Source organism: Glycocaulis alkaliphilus (genome assembly GCF_004000605.1).
GTDB lineage: Bacteria > Pseudomonadota > Alphaproteobacteria > Caulobacterales > Maricaulaceae > Glycocaulis > Glycocaulis alkaliphilus.
In genome coordinates this window covers 306,643-326,297 of the sequence record NZ_CP018911.1, presented here as the reverse complement: position 1 = coordinate 326,297, position 19,655 = coordinate 306,643, and the positions used below count along the sequence as shown (strand labels likewise).

Below are 19,655 nucleotides of genomic sequence, written 5' to 3'. Positions count from 1 at the left end.
GCTAGCGCCCGGCTTCCAGTTCCTCACGCAGCATTTCCAGCTCCAGCCAGCGCTCTTCCTTGGCTTCGCGCTCTTCACTGGCTTTTGCCAGTTCACCGCTAGCGGCATGGAAGCGGTCCGGATTGCGTGAGAACAGCGCCGGATCGGCGAGTTCGGCCTCCAGCTTGGCGATTTTGCTCCCCAGCGCCTCGATCTCTCCGGGCAGGGTTTCCAGCGCATGCTTGTCCTTGAAGGAGAGCTTGGCCCGCTGCTGCGGCGGCGCTGAGGCCGGTGATTTCGCGGCGGGTGCAGCCGTCTGCTTTTGCGCGCTTTCCTGCTGGGCGCGCGCACGCACGCCCTCGCCGCGCTGGGCCACCATGTCGGAATAGCCGCCCGCATAGACCTGCCAGTCGCCATCGCCCTCATAGGCGATGACGCGGTTTACCGTGCGGTCGAGAAAATCGCGGTCATGGCTGACCAGCAGCACTGTGCCCGCATAGTCGGCAATCAGATCCTGCAAGAGGTCGAGGGTTTCCAGATCGAGATCATTGGTCGGTTCGTCCAGCACCATGACATTGCCCGGCAGGGCCAACGCCCGTGCCAGCATGACGCGGGCGCGTTCGCCGCCCGAAAGCACGTGAACCGGCGTGCGCGCCTGTTCGGGACGGAACAGGAAGTCCTTCATCCAGGCCGCGATGTGACGCGTCTGGCCGTTGATCTCGACATGGTCGCCGCCCCCGCCGGTCAGCGCCTCGGCCAGCGTCCAGCCGGGTTTGAGCTGAGCGCGCTTCTGGTCGAGCTGGGCGATCTCAAGTCCGACACCCAGCCGCACCGATCCGGTGTCGGGCTGCAGATTGCCGATGAGCATGTTGAGCAGCGTCGTCTTGCCTGCCCCGTTCGGCCCGACAAGTCCGAGACGTTCACCGCGCTGGATCCGCGTGGAGAAATCGCGCACCACCACCCGCTCGCCGAAGCGCTTTGAAATATTCTTCGCCTCGACGACGAGCTTGCCGGACTGTTCAGCATCGGAGGCTTCCAGATTGGCCACACCTTGCGGTCCGGAATGGCTGCGATAGCGGGCTTTCAGGGCTTTAAGCTCATCCACACGGCGTACATTGCGCTTGCGCCTGGCGGTGACACCATAGCGCATCCAGTCTTCCTCGCGCGCGATCTGGCGGGCGAGTTTATGGTGTTCCAGCTCTTCGGCCGCCAGCACCTCGTCGCGCCAGTCTTCGAAATGGGCAAACCCCTTGTCGAGCCGCCGGGCGATGCCCCGGTCCAGCCAGACCGTGGAACGCGAGAGGTTTTCCAGAAAGCGCCGGTCGTGACTGATCAGCACGAGCGCGCTTTTCGTGCGCGACAGCTCATCCTCCAGCCACTCGATAGCGGGCAGGTCGAGATGGTTGGTCGGCTCGTCGAGGAAGAGAATGTCGGGTTCCGGGGCCAGCGTACGCGCCAGAGCGGCCCGGCGCGCCTCCCCGCCCGACAGGCGGGCCGGGTTTTCCTCGCCGGTCAGCCCCAGCGCTTCGAGCAGCATGCGCGCGCGCCACGGATCATCGCCGGGCGTCAGCCCGGCCTCGACATAGGCGAGCACGGTGTCAAAGCCCGTCAGGTCCGGTTCCTGCGGCAGATAGCGCACGGTGGCGCCGGGATGGATGAAACGCTCGCCTGCATCTGCCTCCAACAGGCCTGCAGCGATCTTCATCAGGGAGGACTTGCCAGACCCGTTCCTGCCCACCAGACAGATGCGCTCGCCGGGTGCGACCATCAGCTCGGCGCCCGTGAGCAAGGGGGTGACCCCGAAGCTCAGCTTTATATCCTGCAAGGTGAGAAGGGGTGGAGCCATGATGATGCGTGCGATAGCGCAAACCGCCGGGGCTGTCAGCGCCCTTGCGCTGCCGCAGCAGGGCGTTGATGGTAATTATTGCGAACAGGAATCGACAGGGAATCCGGGCCGATGCACCGCAACCGCCGCCGTATTCTGATGGCCACTGTTATTGTCAGCGCTCTGGTGGGCGTGCTGGCGATGGGCTGGGTATGGTCGACACGCAATCCGCTCGAACTGACCCTGCAGGAGCTGGGGCAGGCCGCCGGCCAGTCCTATGTTTACGGCTATCCGCTGGTCCTGATGGACGAGACACGGCGCGATGTGACGGAAAGCGGCGGGCTGCCGCCCAACCGGCTGGGGCATATCCGTAGCCTGCCGGGCGCCGGTTTCACCGCGGTGGTGCGTCCCAACGTGGATACGCTTTACTCCATCGCGTGGCTTGAGCTTGGCGTACACCCGCTGCAACTCGACATACCCGCCATGGAAGGGCGCTACTGGCTCTTTCAGGGGCTGGATGCGTGGACGAACGTGTTCGCCGATCCGGGCGTGCGCACTCTGGGAGATGGTTCGGTCAGTGTGCTGATCGCCGGTCCCGATTTTGAAGGCACCGCACCGGAGGGCATGACGCTCTACCGCTCGCCAACCCGGACCGCCTGGTTGCTGGGCCGCATCGAAATAGACGGCGAAACCGACCTGTCGGCGGCCCACCGCTTGCAGGATGCGCTGCGGCTCTATCCGTACCGCGCCATGCCCGGCGGCCATGGGATCGCGCTGGAAAGGCCCGCTGCAAACCCGTCCCTGCCCTCGCCGCCCGAACGGGTGGCGGCAATGGATGCGCCGGACTTTTTCAGCCGGCTGGGTGCCCTGATGATGGACAATCCGCCTGCGTATGCTGATCGCGGCGCGCTGGCGCGGATGCAGGCCCTGGGGGCTGGCCCCGGCGAGAGCGTGGACTGGTCGGAGTACGGCATTCTGGCAATGCAGGCGATGCTGCGCGGGGTACGGCTGGCCCGCGAGCGGCTGTCCGAAGGCCCCTCACAAGCTACAGGGTGGGTCGTGCCGGAGAGCCATATTGGCCGCTACGGGACCGATTATGCCTACAGGGCCGGGGTAGCCCTCTACGGCCTTGGCGCCAACCTGCCCGAAGATGCGGTTTATCCGGCGGCGCGTACGGATATGCATGGCGAGCCCTTGCGGGGTGGTGAGCGCTATCAGATCCGGTTCGAAGCCGATGACCTGCCGCCCGTCAACGCCTTCTGGTCGGTGACGCTCTATGACGCTGACGGGTATTTCATCGCCAATGAGGCAAACCGTTTCGCCCTGACCAGCCGGGATGCACTGGTGGCTGATGAGGATGGAACGATCACGCTCGACATTCATGCGGGGCCGCCAGAGGAGGGCCGCGAGGCGAACTGGCTGCCTGCGCCGGAAAGCGGCGATTTCACCCTGCTGGCACGCCTCTACTGGCCGCAGGAAAGCGTGCTGGATGGAAGCTGGGCCATGCCGCCCGTGGAGCGCGTTGAAGCTCCTGACGAGTAGCTATTCAGCAGCGCGCGGCAGACCGGCTTCACCGGCATCGGCCTGCGCCTTTCGAAACTGCAAATGCCCGTCTTCCAGACGGCCATAGCGGATGGTCAGCATGTCCTGCACATAGTTCTGATAGGTGCGCCAGGGCGCTTTAGTCCCCTGCCGGGGCAGGTGTGGCAGGGCGCGCTGGACATAGCCGGACGAGAAATCGAGCAGCGGTGCCAGCTCAATATCGGCAGGCGGCACTGGCACGCAGTAATCTTGGCCCTGCCGCTGCATATGGTTCAGCAGGCGGCAGACACGCTCAGCCGTCAGATCGATCTTGAGCGTCCAGGACGCATTGGTATAGCCGAACGCCAGAGCGGCATTGGGCACGCCGGATAGCATCATGCCGCGATAAGTGATCTTGTCGGCCGGCACCAGCGCCTCGCCATCCACGCTTATGTCCATGCCGCCACCGACCTGCATCTCCAGCCCCGTCGCCGGCACGATGAGGTCGGCCTCGATCAGCGCGCCGGATTTCAGGCGGATGCCGGCCCTCTCGAAGCGTTCGATATGATCGGTGACGATGCTGGCCTTGCCACCTTTCAGGGCCGCGAAGAAGTCGCCATCGGGGGCAAGGCAGAAGCGCTGGTCCCATGGCTTGTAGTGCGGCGAGAAATGGCGCTCGACGTCGAAATCCTCTCCCAGCTCTGCGCGTATCGCCTTGATGACGCCACGCTTCACGAAGTCCGGCCAGAGGCGCGACAGCTGAAAGAAGAACATGGACAGGGTGATATTCTTCACCCGCGAGAGCGTGTAGGCGAGCCGTCCGGGCAGAAACTTGCGCAAGGCATCGGCAATCGCATCGCGTGAGGGACGCGCCGCGATATAGCTGGGGGAGCGCTGCAGCATGGTCACATGCGCGGCTTTCTCCGCCATTGCCGGCACCAGCGTCACCGCCGTCGCGCCAGAGCCGATAATCACCACGCGCTTGCCCGCATAATCATGGCCTTCAGGCCATTTCTGTGGATGGATGATCTCACCAGCGAAGTCGGCCAGCCCCTCAAATTCGGGCATATAGCCCTGCTCGTAACGGTAATAGCCAGAGCAGATCATCAGGAACCGGGCGGAGATTGCCTGGCGGCCTCCCGGCCCTTCCGCAGTCACCGTCCAGCGGGCAGTCCTGCTATCCCAGCTGGCCGCAATGACTCGCGTATTGAATTGGATATGCTGGTCAATCCCGGCCTCACGCGCGGTATCGGTGACATAGCGGCGAATGCTCGGCCCGTCGGCAAACACCTTGCCGTCCACCCAGGGGCGGAAATTATAGCCGAACGTGTACATGTCCGAGTCAGAGCGTATGCCGGGATAGCGGAAGAGATCCCAGGTGCCGCCGATCTGCGCGCGTGCCTCAATGATGGCATAGCTCTGTCCGGGTGCGCGGTGCTGCAAATGCCAGGCCGTGCCAATACCGGAAATACCGGCCCCGACGATCAGCACGTCCACACTCTGCGCATGATTATCGGCCATGGCGCCTTGCCTCCGAACCCTCTGCCTGAAGAAAAGTGAACACTGTTCACTTCACTCTGGCAAGAGCCTCCAGGCTAGCCGCAATTCAGCCGCTGGCGCATGGTATCCAGACTGCCGCGCGGACGCCAGGCGGCGATAGCCTCAACCACCGCGCAGCGCTGGGCATCATCGAGGCGGGTATCGGCGGCGAGGTCAGCCTCCAGCGCCTCGAAACTGTCCGTGCCCGTGATGAGCTCCTGTCCATTATCGTCCGGGCTGTCGAAACGCATCAGCAGGCCGTCAGCATTCCACCGCTCCCAGCTCGGCAGGTTGGTCGGCCCGCCCGTTCCCGGCTCGCCGGTGCGGGCAAACTCGGCCCAGTAGGCACCCATGGCAGCGGCCAGCGCTTCGCGCCCGCTGGCATTGTTGTTGTTGAACATCGCACCATCCAGACGCCCGAAGAAATCGAAATGGTTAAAGACGAAGGGTATCTCCATCGCATGGGCTGCGCCCAGCAGATGGGAGAGGTCCATCACGAACAGGGCGCGGCCCTGCTCGTCCCAGTCAAACCGGTAGGCCCAGACATCGCGATGGCCGCCGGATTGCATGAGGCTGGCCGCCTGATCGACCGCCAGGATGCGCCAGGTGCGGCTCTGATACTCCGCTACGGTGTCGTAGAATTGCGCATCGCGGCTGATCAGGATGACGCCGAAATAGCGCTTCACCAGATCGTCGCGGAACGCGTTGAACAGCTTCATCTCGTCCCGGTTGGTGCCGGTGACGACGGGCACGGCATTGAAGGTGTCGGGCGAAGCAAACGCGTTGGCGAGGCCATCACGCGGTATCGTCACCCCGTCCTCGATCATGCGCGGAAGGTTGAGAAAGGGCGCGCCATCCTCTCCGCGATAGGCGTTGAACACGGTTTCCAGATCGGCGCTGCGCAGGGCGTCGGCAGTGTAGCCATCTCCAGCTATACGCAGAGCGATGTCCGCTGACGTATTGGACTGGCCAGGTTCGGCGCCGCTGGCCGCTTCCCAGCTGACACTGTCAAAGCTGCCCGACTGAATGATGGCGCGGTGGAACAGGCCGGACGCCAACGGGGAGGCGAGCAGGCCCGCCACATTATGCCCGCCAGCGCTTTCGCCGAAAATGGTCACATTGCCGGCATCACCACCGAACTGGGCCGCGTTCCCGCGCACCCATTCCAGCGCCGCGATCTGGTCCAGAAGCGCGAAATTTGCCGCCGCATCGCGCGGGTCCGTGGCATCGCTGCGAATGGCGTCATGGGCGAAGAAGCCCAGCCCGCCGAGCCGGTACTGGATGGCGATCACCACCACATCCTGATCCTTGGCCAGCTGCGCGCCATCATACTGCCCGGCAAAGCCCCATACATTGGCGCCGCCATGAATCCACACCATCACGGGACGCGAGGCGTTGTCCGCGCTTGCCCCTTCGGGCGCGTAAATGTCGAGGCGCAGGCAATCCTCGCTGCCGACCAGTTGTCCGGGCCGCACACCAGAAGACGCCTGAAGGGCGCTGGTAAATTGCGGGCAGGGCTCAGGATGGTCCAACGCCTCGAAGCGGCCATTGAAGGCCGGGGCGGGGCGCGGTGCGCGCCAGCGCAGATCGCCTTCGGGCGCAGCCGCAAACGGCACACCGCGCCAGGCCCAGGCGCCGGGCGAATGCTGGAAGCCGACCAGCTCGCCTTGCTCCACCGTGCGAAGGCTTGCCTCCAGCGGTTCGGGCGGGCGCTGTTCCGCGCTGCCTGCACAGGCCGATACCGCCAACGCGCCCAACACACCTAGCCATATATGCCGCATGAAACCCTCCCCGATATTTGCATCTTTACCGGAGAGGGTAGCCTGTGTTTGAGGACCTGCAAGCAGGTTATGGTGCTATCCCACCTTTGGTATGTTCACCAGCCGCACCCAGCCGGTTTTCTTGTCGCGCACAACGATGATGCGGGCCGGATCGAGCCCTGCGACATCGCGGCCCGTCTCCTTCAGCATGGCGATGGACGCATCCCTCACCAGCTTATCATCCGCCTGCGGAGCAAGCTGCACAGATCCGCGCTTCTTGCCGCCCTCCTGCACCACGATCTCGATTGTTTCGACCGCAGCGCGCAGCATGTCGGCATCAGCCTTTGGCCAGTCCGCATGGAAGACACTGCCCTTTTGTCCGGCACGTTCCCACAGCTCCTCGGCCATGTGCGGGGCGAAGGGGGCCAGCACACGCAGGAAGGTCAAAAGTCCGTCCCTGGTGACAGGCTGACCCTCTACCGCATTGAGGAATTTCATCAGCTCGGCAATGGCGGTGTTGAGGCGCAGATTCTCCAGATCCTCCGTCACCGCCTCGACCAGCTTGCCGGTGGCGATAGTGACAGCTGAGCTTTCCGCATCGGCCGGGCTGGCAATACCGGACAGGGCGTAATTCCAGACGCGGCGCAGGAACTTCAGCGAGGCGGCCGCCTTCTCGGTCTCCCAGACGCGCCCGCCCTCCACAGGCCCCATGAACATCAGGCAGACGCGGAACGCATCCGATCCGTATTGCGCTACCACATCGTCTGGCGTCACCACATTGCGCAAGGATTTCGACATCTTCGCGCCAATGCGTTCAACCCGGTCACCTGTCGGCACGTGGACAAACTCGCCCTCGCCGCGCTCCTCAACCTCGTCCACGGGCAAGATCACGCCGCGCGTATTCTGGTAGGCAAACGAGGTGAGCATGCCCTGATTGACAAGCTTGCTGAACGGTTCGGCCGTCGAAATGACGCCGAGATCGTGCAAGGCCAGATACCAGAAGCGCGCATAGAGCAGGTGCAGCGTCGCATGCTCGGCGCCGCCCACATAGAGATCAACCGGCCCCCACGCTCTCTCCTTAGACGGATCAACCGGCGCATCAGCGTTCTTCGGGTCCATGAAACGCAGCGGATACCAGCACGAGCCGGCCCATTGCGGCATGGTATTCAGCTCGCGCCGCCCCTTCATGCCGGTCTTGGGATCGGTCACCTCCACCCAGCCAGCCGCGCGCGCAAGAGCCGGCGCGTCATAGCTCGTCGGCTTGTAGTCATCGACATGGGGCAGGGTCAGCGGCAACTCTGACACATCAAGGCTGGTGCGCGTGCCATCTTCCCAGTGAATGATCGGGATCGGCTCGCCCCAATAGCGCTGGCGGGAGAAAATCCAGTCGCGCAGATTATAGCTGACAACCCGCTTGCCGAGGCCACGGGTTTCAAGGAAGTCGGCGACCGCCTCGCGCGCATCGCGCCAACGCTGGCCAGCCTGATAGAGCCCGGCTTCGGTCCCGGCGGGCGGATCCAGCATGATGCCGTCTTCGGTCCAGCAGGCTTCGCCCTTCAGCACGGCGTCGCGCTCAGGGGTGTCCGCGCCCGGATCAATAACGGGGAAGACTGGCAGGCCATACTTCTTCGCAAAGGCAAAATCGCGCTCATCATGGGCCGGCACGCCCATCACTGCGCCGGTGCCGTAATCAGGCAGCACATAGTCGGCGACGAAGATCTGCACTTTGGCGCCGGACACCGGATTGATGGCGATGAGACCTGAAGGCACGCCTGTCTTCTCGGCATCCACCGTGCGGTCGAGATCGGACTTGCGGGCCGCCGCCTCGCAATAGGCGTCCACCTCCGCGCGATGGCTTGCAGGCACCAGACTTGCCACCAGCGGATGCTCCGGCGCGAGTGCGAGGAAGGTCACGCCCGCGAGCGTATCGGCGCGCGTCGTAAACGTGGTAACGCTCTGGTCCGCGCCATCAATCGCAAAGCGGATTTCGGCCCCTTCAGACCGGCCGATCCAGTTGCGCTGGCTGTCCTTGATGCCTTCTGGCCAGTCGAGCCCCTCAAGCCCTGCCAGAAGACGCTCCGTATAGGCCGTAATGCGCATCTTCACCTGGCGGATCGGCACGCGCACCACGTCAAAACCCTGCTCGGACTTGCCGTCAAACACCTCTTCATTGGAGAGGATGGTGCCCAGCGCCTCACACCAGTTGACCAGCGCATCGTCGAAATAGACCAGCCGGTGCTTGTCCTGATAGTCCTGGATGGCGAGCTTGCCAGCGGCCTTCACATCATCGGGGATGGGCAGTTCGCGAATAGGACGGGCCTTGTTCGCTTGCTTGTCGAACCAGGCCTCGTACATCTGTACGAAGATGAACTGCGTCCATTTATAATAGTCCGGCTTAGACGTGGTGATCTCGCGATTCCAGTCATAGCCCAGACCCAGCAGATCCATCTGGCGGCGGAAGGTCTTGATATTCTTGGTGGTGGAAACTTCCGGGTGTTCGCCGGTCTTTATCGCGTGCTGTTCGGCGGGCAGGCCGAAACTGTCCCAGCCCATCGGGTGGAGCACGTTGAAGCCCGCCATGCGCTTGTAGCGCGCCACGATATCGGTCGCGAGATAGCCCACAGGATGGCCGACATGCAGGCCTGCGCCCGACGGATAGGGAAACATGTCGAGCACGAAAAAGGTCTGATCGCCGGGCTTGGGGTCCGGCGTGCGATACGTGTCCCGCTCAGCCCAGAGCTGGCGCCATTTGGTTTCAATCGCGGTGAAATCATAAGTGTCGGACACGGGCAGGCAACCTTCCTTGAAAACAGGCGAAGCGGCGGATGAACCGCCGCTTCTACTAGGCTCCAGCGTTTCTGGCAAAGCCCTGACGGGCAGCGCCGGTCTCAGGCCGCGCTGGCCTGCTCGAAGCGGGTAATGGCATCCTCGCGCGCCAGGAGGAAGCCGAGCGCGTCATGGCCTTCAATGAGGCAGGTGCGGGCAAATGGCTCCAGTGTGAAACCAGCCCGCACATTGCCGCTGGTGACGCTCATATCGGCAAGGCTTACAGTCACTTCCTCGCCTGTCCGCTCCAGTAGTGCTGCATGCGCCTCGGCATCAATCTCGGCCACGACCAGCCCGTTATTGGCCGCATTGGCCTTGAAGATATCGCCCGCGCGCGTGGTGATGACGGCGCGCACGCCAAAGTCACGCAAGGCCCAGGGCGCGTGCTCGCGCGAGGAGCCACAGCCGAAATTATCGCCCGCGATGAGAACGGAATGGGTCTCGGTCTCAACCGCGTTCAGCGGGTGATCGGTAGGCTTTCCCGCCCCGTCGAAGCGCCAGTCGCGAAAGCAGGCATCGGCCAGCGCGCCGCGCTCTGTGGTGGTCAGGAAGCGGGCCGGGATGATCTGGTCGGTATCGATATTGTGCTCTTGCAAGGCAAAGCTGCGCGAGCGGATTTCGGTTATGGGTTCACGCTGCACCACACATCTCCATCATCTTTCGCGGATCGGTAATCGCACCGGCGACAGCCGCCGCAGCGGCGGTGGCGGGGCTTGCCAGCACCGTGCGCACGCCGGGGCCCTGACGGCCGGCAAAGTTGCGGTTGGAGGTCGAGACGACCAGCTCCCCCGGCCTGCCGCTATCGCCATTCATGGCGATGCACATTGAGCAGCCGGGTTCGCGCCATTCAGCTCCGGCGGTGCGGAAGATCGCATCCAGCCCCTCGGCTTCTGCTGCCTTGCGCACGCGCTCCGAGCCGGGAACAACCAGCATGCGCACGCCGGGCTTCACATGGCGTCCGGCCATGATGAAGGCGGCCTCACGCAAGTCCGACAGGCGCGCATTGGTACACGAGCCGACAAAGACGGTGTGGACCGCCTCGCCCATCAGCGTTTCGCCGGGGGTAAAGCCCATCCATGCGAGCGCTTTGACATCGTCGGCTGTTGCGGGCGCCGGAACCATCGCATCCACGGGCGCAGCCATGTGGGGGGATGCGCCCCAGGTGACCATGGGGGCGAGACGGCTGGCATCGAGATGCACCTCGCGGTCAAAGCTGGCACCGGAATCGCTGCGCAACTGCTTCCACTTCAGGCGAGCCGCCTCAAAGGCCGCACCCTTGGGCGCGTACTCCCGGCCTGAAAGCCAGGCGAACGTCACCTCATCAGGCGCGATCAGGCCGGCGCGCGCGCCCGCCTCGATCGACATATTGCAGACCGTCATGCGCCCTTCCATGGAGAGCGCCTCGATGGCCGGGCCGCAATACTCGATGACGTAACCCGACGCCCCGCCCGCGCCGAGCTTTGCGATGATGGCCAGGATCAAATCCTTGGCACCGACCCCGTAGGGCAGGCGGCCATCGACATGGACTTTCATCGTCTTCGGCTTGCGCTGGAGCACGGTCTGCGTGGCCAGCACATGGGCGACTTCGGTGGTGCCGATGCCAAAGGCCAGCGCACCGAACGCGCCATGAGTGGAGGTATGGCTGTCACCACAGACAATGGTCATGCCGGGCTGGGTCAGGCCCAGCTCCGGCCCCATCACATGGACAATACCCCGGTCTGAACTGCCCCAGCCCGCCAGGGGAATGCCGTGGCGGGCACAGTTTTCCTCCAGACGCTCCACCTGCGCCTTGGCCGCCGGGCTGATATAGGCCGGACGCTGCCCTTTCCTGCGCGGTGTGGTGGGTGTGGAATGGTCGAGCGTGGCGTAGGTGCGTGACGGCGCACGCACCTTCAGCCCCCGCTCGTCCAGCATCGCGAAAGCCTGCGGGCTCGTCACCTCGTGTACAAGGTGAAGATCAACATAGAGCATGGCCGGTGCCTCAGGGCTTTCCGGCATGACGATATGACTGTCCCACAGCTTGTCGAACAGCGTGCGCGGTTCAGACGGCGATGCGCGTTCCATTTCCGGCTTCCTTGTCAGTAGTGGTGGCGGGAACCGGCTCCAGCCAGTTCCAGCGGTCGGGCGTGCGCCCCTCGAACAGGCCGAAGAAGCGGTCCTGCAGGCACTTGGTGATCTCGCCGGGGCCGCCTGCACGGGTGGGCTTGCGGTCGACCGAGCGCACCGGCGTCAGCTCCACCGCTGTGCCGGTGAAGAAAATCTCGTCGGCGAGGTAGAGAATCTCGCGCGGCAAAGCCTGCTCGACGACTTCAATGCCTTCGGCCTTTGCCAGCTTGATGATGCTGTCACGGGTAATGCCCTGCAGGATGGATGAGGCCGCCGGCGGGGTGAGGATGCGGCCATCTTTAACCGCAAAAATGTTCTCGCCCGCGCCTTCAGAGAGGCGGCCTTCGGTATCAAGACCAATGCCTTCGGCAAAACCGTTCAACTTCGCTTCGCGCGAGATGAGGAAGCTGGAAAGGTAGTTGCCGCCGGCCTTGGCGCCGGTCGGGGCCGTATTGGGCGCAAGGCGGTTCCAGGAGGAGACGCAGACATCCACGCCCTTGGTGCGGCCCTCGTCTCCCAAATATGCACCCCAGGGGAAGGCGGCCATGTAAATCTCGACCGGCGGCAGGGTCAGCGGTGCAACACCGATTGAACCATAGCCCAGGAACGCCACGGGACGGATATAGGCCGAACGCAAATTATTGGCGGCCACCGTATCCAGACAGGCTTTGGTCAGCGCTTCAGCGTCATAGTCCAGCTCGATGCCGTAAATCTTCGCCGAATCCACCAGGCGCTGCATGTGGTCATGCACGCGGAAACCCTTCGGCCCGTCCGGCGTGTCGTAGACGCGGATACCCTCAAACAGCGAGGTGCCATAGTGCAGGGCGTGGGTGAGCACATGCACCTTGGCGTCCTGCCAGCGTATAAGCTGGCCATTGTGCCAGATATGTTCGACTTCCTGAATGCTCATCGGCGTATTCCTATTCTGCTGCGACACCATTGGCCGCTGGATGATCGGGGCCGCTGCCCGCACGATGGCGGGCGACGGCGCTGGCATTGCACAACGCGTCTATATACGCGCCAACACAGGCCGGCAGGATATCGCGGTTGCGCGCGCGGCCGGTAAAGCTTTCACCGCAGCTCGACACAGTCATGTCGATCAGCACGTCGGCGGCCTGCCCTGCCTTGCCAGCCTCGTCAGCCTCGGCCGCGATGTAGCGCATGTCGATGGAGTCGACGCTGCCCTCGATACCGATGATATGGCTGACGGCGAGAAAAGCCGCGTCCATGGCGCCAGGCGCTGCAGCGACATCTGTCACACGCCCCCGGCGGGGATGGTTGAGTTCCACACGCGCCACCGGCTCGGCATTGGAGGCCAGAGGAGCGCGGATCTCGACCCTCGAGAGCTCCCACAGCTCGTCGTCGGACGCGCCTTCACTGCGCGACAGAATGGCGGCCAGACGCGCCGTATCGACGGTACCGATCTCGTCGGCCACGCGCTTGAATTCGGCGAAGGCACGCGCGAAGGCCTCATCATCCAGCTTGAAGCCCAGTTCGGCAGCCTTCGCGGCCAGGGCGTGCTTGCCAGAGTGCTTGCCAAGGACCAGCGAGCTGGATGGCCAGCCGACATCTTCCGGCTTCATGATCTCGTAGGTTTCACGGTTCATCAGCATGCCGTGCTGGTGAATACCGGCCTCGTGGGCGAAAGCATTAGCCCCTACAATCGCCTTGTTGCGCGGCGGCAGGGTTGAGGTGATGCGCGACAAAGTGCGGCTGGCATTCATGATCTCGCGGGTCTCGATGCCGGTGGCGACGCCCGTAGCATCGCGCCGTGTACGGATCGCCATGACAATATCTTCCAGCGCAGCATTGCCGGCCCGCTCGCCAATACCGTTAACGGTACACTCCACCTGACGCGCCCCTCCGCGGATCGCCGCCAGAGAATTGGCAACCGCCAGACCCAGATCATTGTGACAATGGGCCGAGAAGATCACATCGTCATTCCGGCTGACCTTTTTTCCCAGCATGCGGAACAGTTCGAAAATCTCGTCCGGCGTGGCATAGCCAACCGTATCGGGCACGTTCAGCGTGCTGGCCCCCGCAGCAGCAGCCGTAGACAGGGCCTCAACCAGAAAGCCGGGCTCCGTACGGATCGCGTCTTCGGCGGAAAATTCCACATTATCGCAATAGGTGCGGGCATGGGCGACCATGTCGGAGATGGCGGAGAGTATTTCCGCCGGGGTCATTTTCAGCTTGAATTCCCTGTGGATCGGGCTGGTGCCGAGGAAGACATGGATGCGCTTTTTCGGCGCGGCCTTCAGAGCCGCTGCCGCTGCATCGATGTCGGCTTTCGACGCCCGCGCCAGCGAGCAGATGCGCGGGCCTTCAATCTCGGCGGCGATGCGGGCAATCGCCCTGGCATCGCCGGGTGACGCAGCAGCAAAGCCCGCCTCGATCACATCAACTTTCAGGGCGGCCAGCGCTCTGGCCATGGACAGCTTGCCCGCCTCGGTCATGGAGAAGCCAGGCGCCTGCTCGCCATCGCGCAAGGTCGTATCGAATACGGTGATCTGCCGGGTCATGATGCAGCTTCCAGTCTGGGTGAACCCATCCGCTCACTGACAGAGGTCACGCCATACATGCGTGCGATCTGCGCCTTCAGGGTTTCAATCCGGCGCGGACCGGGGCGCGGCCGCACCGTCATGGTCAGCCTGTGCGTCGTGCTGGCAGGCGCATAGCTCATGGCGTCCAGCTCATAGCCCCGGCGCTCTACAAGGCCGATGAGACGCACCACGGCCCCTTCGGCGGGCAGGAAATCGATATCGATCTGTGTGGTCATGGCTCAGGCCTCCATCATGTCGGAATTGGCTTTGCCCGGCGGCACAAGCGGCCAGACATTTTCACGCGGGTCGATGCGCACATGGCACAGGACCGGCCCGCGCGTGGACAGAAGACGCTCCACGGCGCCCGGCACATCGGCCCGGCGGTCCAGCGTGAACGCCTCGATGCCGAAGGCTCGTGCGAGCTCGGCAAAGTCGGGATTATCCCAGAGATCGACCTCGGAGAAATTCTCCTCGTAGAACAGCTCCTGCCACTGACGGACCATGCCGAGCTGGGCGTTGTCGATAAGGACGATTTTCAGCGGGATGCGATAGCGGCGCAGGGTCGCCAGCTCCTGAATATTCATCATGATGGAGCCGTCACCGCTGATGGTGACAACCGTCGCGTCCGGCTCGGCCAGAGCCGCGCCTATACCTGCTGGCAGGCCATAGCCCATCGTGCCGAGCCCGGCACTGGTCAGATGGGCTTGCGGCCGTGAGAAGCGGCAATGCTGGGCCACCCACATCTGGTGCTGGCCAACATCGCAGGTGGCGATGAACTTGTCCCCGGCGGCTTCGGAGATCTGTTTGAGCAAGGCAGGCGCATAGACGCCCGAACCCGGCGCGTCATAGCGGAAGGCCCAGCGCCCGGCATTCTCCTCGCAGGTGCGCCGCCAGCCATCAATCGGCCCTGTCTGGCCAGACAGGGCGGAGAGGATTGCAGCAACATCACCCGCCAGTGCCACATCTGCCTCACGCAGCTTGGAGATTTCCGCTGCATCGCCATCGATATGCACAACGCGGGCATTGGCGGCGAACGTGTCCAGCCGGCCGGTGGCCCGGTCATCAAAGCGCGCACCGACACAGATCAGCAGATCGCTGTCATGCACCGCCATGTTGGCAGCCCGCGTGCCGTGCATGCCCAGCATGCCGAGAAAGCCCGGCCAGTCGGTGGGTAGCGCGCCCAGGCCCTTCAGCGTGGCCACGGCAGGAATGCGCGACCGCTGGAAGAAGGCGCGCAACGCGTCCTCGGCCCTGCCCAGCGCAATGCCGCCGCCGAAATAGAGGACGGGGCGGCGGGCCGAAGCGATCAGACGGTCCGCAGCAGCGAGCGCCTTCGCATCCAGGGGAAACACGGCCCGCGCCGCCGTCCGGCAGGCCAACGAACGGGGGGAAATGCCGTTTGCCTGCGTTACGTCCTTGGGAAGATCAATCAGAACCGGGCCGGGCCTGCCCGATCTGGCAAAGTGGAAAGCCTCAGCAAAAACGTCAGGGATGTCCGCCGCATCGCGCACCAGCCAGGAATGCTTCACGACCGGCAGGGTGAGGCCGAAAGTGTCGATCTCCTGAAAGGCGTCAGTGCCCATCAGAGGGGTCGCCACCTGACCCGTGATGGCCACCATGGGCACGCAATCCATGAAGGCATTGGCCAGCCCGGTGACGAGATTGGTCGCTCCTGGGCCAGAGGTGGCCAGACACACGCCAGGCTTGCCTGTCACCCGCGCCCAGGCATCAGCGGCGAGCGCTGCGGCCTGTTCGTGGCGGACCAGAATATGCTTCAGGCTGGAGGCCGTCAGCGCGTCATAGACCGGCATGATCGCGCCGCCCGGATAGCCGAAGACATGGCTCACACCCTGATGCTCCAGCGCGTCGATGACCAGCTGCGCACCCGAACGCGTGTCCGGCCTTGTATCCAGTTTGGGGGGCGATGCGGGCGTCATGATCCGGTTCCCTGCCTTCTACGCCTGACCGGCATTCGCGCCGGGCTGCAGCCAGCCCATGCGCGCACGCAGGCGCTCGCCGGTGTGCTCGATCGGCTGGTCGAGATCCTCGCGCAGGAGAGCTGCATAGCGCGGCTTGCCTGCCTGATTTTCCAGCACCCAGTCGCGGGCAAAGCTGCCTGTCTGGATGTCGCGCAGCACCTCGCGCATGCGCTCTCTGGTCTCGGCATTGATGACCCGCGGACCGGAAACCAGATCGCCATATTTGGCGGTCTCCGAGATGAAGGAATGCATCTTGGCGAGACCGCCCTCATACATGAGGTCGACGATCAGCTTCAGCTCGTGCAGGCACTCGAAATAGGCCACTTCAGGCTGGTACCCGGCCTCCACCAGTGTCTCGTAGCCAGCGATGACCAGCTCGCTGGCCCCCCCGCACAAAACCGCCTGCTCTCCGAAGAGATCGGTTTCGGTTTCCTCGGCAAATGTGGTCTCGATGGCGCCGCCCGCCGTGCCGCCATTGCCCGCGCAATAGGCCAGCGCCTTGTCACGCGCCTTTCCGGACGCATCCTGCCAGACGGCAAAGAGGCTCGGCACGCCAGCCCCGCGCTCATACTCGCGGCGGACCAGATCGCCCGGCCCTTTGGGAGCGACGAGGATGACATCGACGTCCTTCGCAGGCTGGATCTGGCCGTAATGGATGGAAAAGCCGTGCGCGACCAGCAGGGCGTCGCCTGCGCTCATATTCGGCGCAATGTCGCGGGTATAAACCTCGGCATGGCTCATATCGGGGGTCAGAAGTGCGATCAGCGAAGCGGCCTTTGCGGCCTCGGCCGGGCTCATCACGGCAAAACCGTCTCCCTTCGCCGCAGCCTCCGCCCGGCCGCCGGCGCGCGCGCCGACAATCACATCATGGCCGCTGTCGCGCAGATTGCGCGCATGGGCGCGGCCCTGACTGCCATAGCCGATAATGGCCACCGGCCCCGGCTTTATCGCGGACGGGTTGGCATCGTTGTCTGTGTAGATCCGGGCTTGCATTCTCGAGGTCTCCTTGGTGTGCGTTTGGCGCAAAAGAAAACCCCCGCTTCCGGGTGGGAGCGGGGGTTCTTGCATTTCAGGTCTTGTATGGACCGTCAGGCAGGGACAACCGCTCCCGGTATGGGAATGGTAAGTACAATCACAAGTACAAGCGTAATGAGCCCGGTCACGGCAATCATCCGTGTCCGGGTCTCGCGCTCTGCGCGGGCAGCCATGGCAATGGCGCGGCGGCTCATGCTTCTGTTTCCTTCATCAGCCCTGACGGCTGCGTTTTGGCGGCGCGAAACCGATACGTCTCGCATCTGCAAAAACCGTGAGCCAAGCGCAGCAAAAGCGCAAGAGGAAATTTGGCGCTTAGTGTAATTTTTATTTTCTACAATTTTTTCAGCATCTTATACCCGCTTCCGGGTCAAATTCCGTGTGCTTTGGAGACATTTCTGGAAAATTTTGTTTGACGCCGCGCACAATTTGCACCGAAGCTGAGCAAGTCTTAGCAGCCGCAGCAATGCGTTTGCCGGTCAGATTGAGGAAGCAGATCAATGTCGGCGCTTAACGCCTTCACCAGCAACGCCACCGTCCGGGCTGAAGCCCGAGGCGGCCGCGCTGTGCCTGCGCTTCAGATCACCATTACCACGATCATCATCACCACCACCGGCGGCACCGGGGGCGGAGCGGATATGGTCTGACGAGGCAGGTAAACCTCACCACACCAAACCGACCCGCTCCCCACCCGGCGAGCGGGTTTTTTCGTGCCTTGAACCACCCGGCCAGACTTTCAGCACCAGACAGGACACCGCCATGAAACCCCAATCGATGAAAGCCGGCGCAGCGCCCCTTTGCGTGCTCAAGTTCGGCAGCTCCGTGCTCGGATCAGAAGCCGATTACGACGCGGCAGCGCAGGAAGTTTTCCGCCATGTGCGGCGCGGCGAGAAAGTCATCGCCGTGGTCTCCGCGCTCGCCGGAGAAACCGATGCGCTGCTGGCGCAGGGCGAGCTGGTTGGCGGCGGCGGGGCGACGCCCCACGCCGCCACGATGGCACGGCTTGCCAGGGTGGGCGAGCTGCGCTCCGCCGCCCTGATGGGGCTGGCCCTGGGACGGATCGGCGTTCGTACGAGCGTTCTGGACCCGCATGAAATCGGACTGGAAGCCGAGGGCGATCCGATGGACGCCGATCTGTGCGCGCTGGACAGACGGGCCGTGGCAGACGCGCTCTGCAATCATGAAGTGCTGGCCGTACCGGGATTCACCGCCATGCATGCCCGTTTCGGCGCTGTCACGCTCGGACGTGGCGGCACCGATCTGACGGCGGTCTTCTTTGCGGCGCAGTGCGGGGCGGCGCGCGTCCGCCTGATCAAGGACGTGGACGGCGTCTACGCCGAAGATCCGGCCGAGAACCCGCAGGCAGAACGCTATGCAGAGCTGGACTATGACGCGGCCGCCGATGTCAGCGCGGGCCTGATACAACCCAAGGCCATCGCGGCGGCGAAGGCTGCCAATCTCGTCATCGAGATCGCAGCCATGGGCGCCGGTGATGCCACCCGCATCTGCGCGGCTCCGGCCCGCAAGGCGGCAGCGAGGCCGGCGCGGCGTTTACGCGTTTCGCTGCTGGGTTGCGGCGCCGTCGGCGCAGGCGTGCTAGCTCATCTGCGTTCGCGGCCAGATCTGTTTGAGATCAATCCCGTACTCGTCCGCAATACGGCATCGCGGCCAGGTAATGGCCCGGTACGCTTCACCGATACTCTTGATGCCGCACTCTCGGGCGAGCCGGATCTGGTGGTGGAGCTTCTGGGCGGCGCCGAGCTGCCTGCGGACATAATGGCCGATGCCCTGCACCGCGGTGCCCATATCGTCACCGCGAACAAGGCGGCCCTTGCCCGCCATTATGACCGTCTGCACGCCGCCGCGCGTGACGGTGGAGCCCGGCTCTCCTTCAGCGCCGCTGTCGGTGGCGGCACGCCCATTCTGGAAACGCTGGACCGGCTGGCCGCCACTGGCGGAGCTGCGCGGATTGAAGGCGTGATGAACGGCACGGCGAACTTTCTGCTGGACCGGCTGGCCGCAGGCGACGCGTTCGACCGTGCGGTGAAAGAAGCGCAACGCCTGGGGTTTGCCGAAGCCGATCCGGCAGCCGATGTTGAAGGTCATGACGCTGCCGACAAGCTGTCCCTGCTTATCCGGGCCGCTTTCGGCAAGGCGGTTGATCCCGCCGGCATACCCAAGGACTCGCTGGCCGACATTGACCCTGCAGCCGTGAAATCTGCCCGTGACGAGGGCATGGCTTTCAAGCAGATCGGCGTTTGCGAGCTATCTGAAAACGGAGAGGTGAAGGCAGAAGTACGGGTGCGCGCGGTACCCGTGGAGCACCCGCTGGCGGGCGCCCGCAACGAGGAGAACCGATTCACCCTTGTCCACGCAGACGGCGGCGAAATCACCCTGTTTGGCAAGGGCGCCGGACGCTGGCCGACCGCTGCAGCGGTGTTTGCAGACATCATGGACATTCATCGCGGACTGTCGGAGCCTGATCGCGCGGAACCCGCCGCATCGGCACCGTCCAGAGCGCCTGCACTGCTGAGGGCCTGACCGA

General features: G+C 63.9%; 15 protein-coding genes. 3 read left to right on the top strand and 12 right to left on the bottom strand.

The window, feature by feature from the left end; translation table 11 throughout:
* Position 1: 1 nt before the first annotated feature.
* Positions 2-1,825: an ABC-F family ATP-binding cassette domain-containing protein gene (locus X907_RS01565; protein WP_127565311.1), complete on the bottom strand. Its 1,824-nt coding sequence runs from the start codon at positions 1,823-1,825 to the stop codon at positions 2-4.
* Between the two features lie 111 nt (positions 1,826-1,936).
* Here X907_RS01565 and X907_RS01560 point away from each other — a divergent pair, with 111 nt between their 5' ends.
* Positions 1,937-3,346, top strand: coding sequence for a DUF1254 domain-containing protein (locus X907_RS01560; protein ID WP_127565310.1), 1,410 nt, complete (start codon positions 1,937-1,939; stop codon positions 3,344-3,346).
* Here X907_RS01560 and X907_RS01555 read toward each other — a convergent pair whose 3' ends face one another.
* From X907_RS01555 to X907_RS14385, 11 genes are all read right to left on the bottom strand, one after another.
* Positions 3,347-4,846, bottom strand: coding sequence for a flavin-containing monooxygenase (locus tag X907_RS01555; RefSeq protein ID WP_127565309.1), 1,500 nt, complete (start codon positions 4,844-4,846; stop codon positions 3,347-3,349).
* A 74-nt stretch (positions 4,847-4,920) separates the two neighbouring features.
* On the bottom strand, positions 4,921-6,645 hold the full coding sequence (locus tag X907_RS01550) for a carboxylesterase/lipase family protein (RefSeq protein ID WP_127565308.1): 1,725 nt from the start codon (positions 6,643-6,645) through the stop codon (positions 4,921-4,923).
* Between the two features lie 75 nt (positions 6,646-6,720).
* On the bottom strand, positions 6,721-9,411 hold the full coding sequence (gene leuS / locus X907_RS01545; protein ID WP_127565307.1) for a leucine--tRNA ligase: 2,691 nt from the start codon (positions 9,409-9,411) through the stop codon (positions 6,721-6,723).
* A gap of 101 nt (positions 9,412-9,512) precedes the next feature.
* A complete protein-coding gene (leuD, locus tag X907_RS01540; RefSeq protein WP_127565306.1) occupies positions 9,513-10,091 on the bottom strand; it encodes a 3-isopropylmalate dehydratase small subunit in 579 nt (192 codons plus the stop codon).
* Entirely contained in the window at positions 10,081-11,514 is a 1,434-nt protein-coding gene (leuC, locus tag X907_RS01535) for a 3-isopropylmalate dehydratase large subunit (protein WP_127565305.1), read from the bottom strand. Before leuC ends, leuD begins: the two co-directional genes overlap by 11 nt.
* Positions 11,492-12,466, bottom strand: a complete 975-nt coding sequence (locus tag X907_RS01530; protein WP_127565304.1) for a branched-chain amino acid transaminase — start codon at positions 12,464-12,466, stop codon at positions 11,492-11,494. The genes leuC and X907_RS01530 overlap by 23 nt, the downstream gene beginning before the upstream one ends.
* A gap of 10 nt (positions 12,467-12,476) precedes the next feature.
* A complete protein-coding gene (locus X907_RS01525; RefSeq protein ID WP_127565303.1) occupies positions 12,477-14,078 on the bottom strand; it encodes a 2-isopropylmalate synthase in 1,602 nt (533 codons plus the stop codon).
* Positions 14,075-14,335 carry an ACT domain-containing protein gene (locus tag X907_RS01520; protein ID WP_127565302.1) on the bottom strand — a complete coding sequence of 87 codons (261 nt, stop codon included), beginning with the start codon at positions 14,333-14,335 and terminating at the stop codon, positions 14,075-14,077. Before X907_RS01520 ends, X907_RS01525 begins: the two co-directional genes overlap by 4 nt.
* A 3-nt stretch (positions 14,336-14,338) precedes the next feature.
* Positions 14,339-16,036, bottom strand: coding sequence for an acetolactate synthase 2 catalytic subunit (gene ilvG, locus X907_RS01515; protein WP_127565301.1), 1,698 nt, complete (start codon positions 16,034-16,036; stop codon positions 14,339-14,341).
* A gap of 18 nt (positions 16,037-16,054) precedes the next feature.
* Positions 16,055-17,071, bottom strand: coding sequence for a ketol-acid reductoisomerase (gene ilvC / locus X907_RS01510; RefSeq protein ID WP_127565300.1), 1,017 nt, complete (start codon positions 17,069-17,071; stop codon positions 16,055-16,057).
* A 95-nt stretch (positions 17,072-17,166) separates the two neighbouring features.
* Positions 17,167-17,307, bottom strand: a complete 141-nt coding sequence (locus tag X907_RS14385) for a hypothetical protein (RefSeq protein ID WP_170175414.1) — start codon at positions 17,305-17,307, stop codon at positions 17,167-17,169.
* A 303-nt stretch (positions 17,308-17,610) separates the two neighbouring features.
* On the opposite strand from X907_RS14385, the gene X907_RS14380 reads away from it, so the two are divergent.
* Both X907_RS14380 and X907_RS01505 read left to right on the top strand, forming a co-directional pair.
* Positions 17,611-17,757 carry a hypothetical protein gene (locus X907_RS14380; RefSeq protein WP_170175413.1) on the top strand — a complete coding sequence of 49 codons (147 nt, stop codon included), beginning with the start codon at positions 17,611-17,613 and terminating at the stop codon, positions 17,755-17,757.
* Positions 17,758-17,869: 112 nt separating this feature from the next.
* Positions 17,870-19,651, top strand: coding sequence for a homoserine dehydrogenase (locus X907_RS01505; RefSeq protein WP_127565299.1), 1,782 nt, complete (start codon positions 17,870-17,872; stop codon positions 19,649-19,651).
* Positions 19,652-19,655 lie beyond the last annotated feature (4 nt).

Excerpts from the sequence above, each read along its gene's own strand:
- X907_RS01550 (WP_127565308.1), bottom strand. The coding sequence starts at position 6,645 with ATGCGGCATATATGGCTAGGTGTGTTGGGCGCGTTGGCGGTATCGGCC.
- leuC (WP_127565305.1), bottom strand. The coding sequence starts at position 11,514 with ATGGAACGCGCATCGCCGTCTGAACCGCGCACGCTGTTCGACAAGCTG.
- X907_RS01530 (WP_127565304.1), bottom strand. The coding sequence starts at position 12,466 with ATGAGCATTCAGGAAGTCGAACATATCTGGCACAATGGCCAGCTTATA.
- X907_RS14380 (WP_170175413.1), top strand. The coding sequence starts at position 17,611 with ATGTCGGCGCTTAACGCCTTCACCAGCAACGCCACCGTCCGGGCTGAA.
- X907_RS01525 (WP_127565303.1), bottom strand. The coding sequence starts at position 14,078 with ATGACCCGGCAGATCACCGTATTCGATACGACCTTGCGCGATGGCGAG.
- X907_RS01505 (WP_127565299.1), top strand. The coding sequence starts at position 17,870 with ATGAAACCCCAATCGATGAAAGCCGGCGCAGCGCCCCTTTGCGTGCTC.
- X907_RS14385 (WP_170175414.1), bottom strand. The coding sequence starts at position 17,307 with ATGAGCCGCCGCGCCATTGCCATGGCTGCCCGCGCAGAGCGCGAGACC.
- X907_RS01555 (WP_127565309.1), bottom strand. The coding sequence starts at position 4,846 with ATGGCCGATAATCATGCGCAGAGTGTGGACGTGCTGATCGTCGGGGCC.
- X907_RS01565 (WP_127565311.1), bottom strand. The coding sequence starts at position 1,825 with ATGGCTCCACCCCTTCTCACCTTGCAGGATATAAAGCTGAGCTTCGGG.
- X907_RS01520 (WP_127565302.1), bottom strand. The coding sequence starts at position 14,335 with ATGACCACACAGATCGATATCGATTTCCTGCCCGCCGAAGGGGCCGTG.
- ilvC (WP_127565300.1), bottom strand. The coding sequence starts at position 17,071 with ATGCAAGCCCGGATCTACACAGACAACGATGCCAACCCGTCCGCGATA.
- ilvG (WP_127565301.1), bottom strand. The coding sequence starts at position 16,036 with ATGACGCCCGCATCGCCCCCCAAACTGGATACAAGGCCGGACACGCGT.
- X907_RS01560 (WP_127565310.1), top strand. The coding sequence starts at position 1,937 with ATGCACCGCAACCGCCGCCGTATTCTGATGGCCACTGTTATTGTCAGC.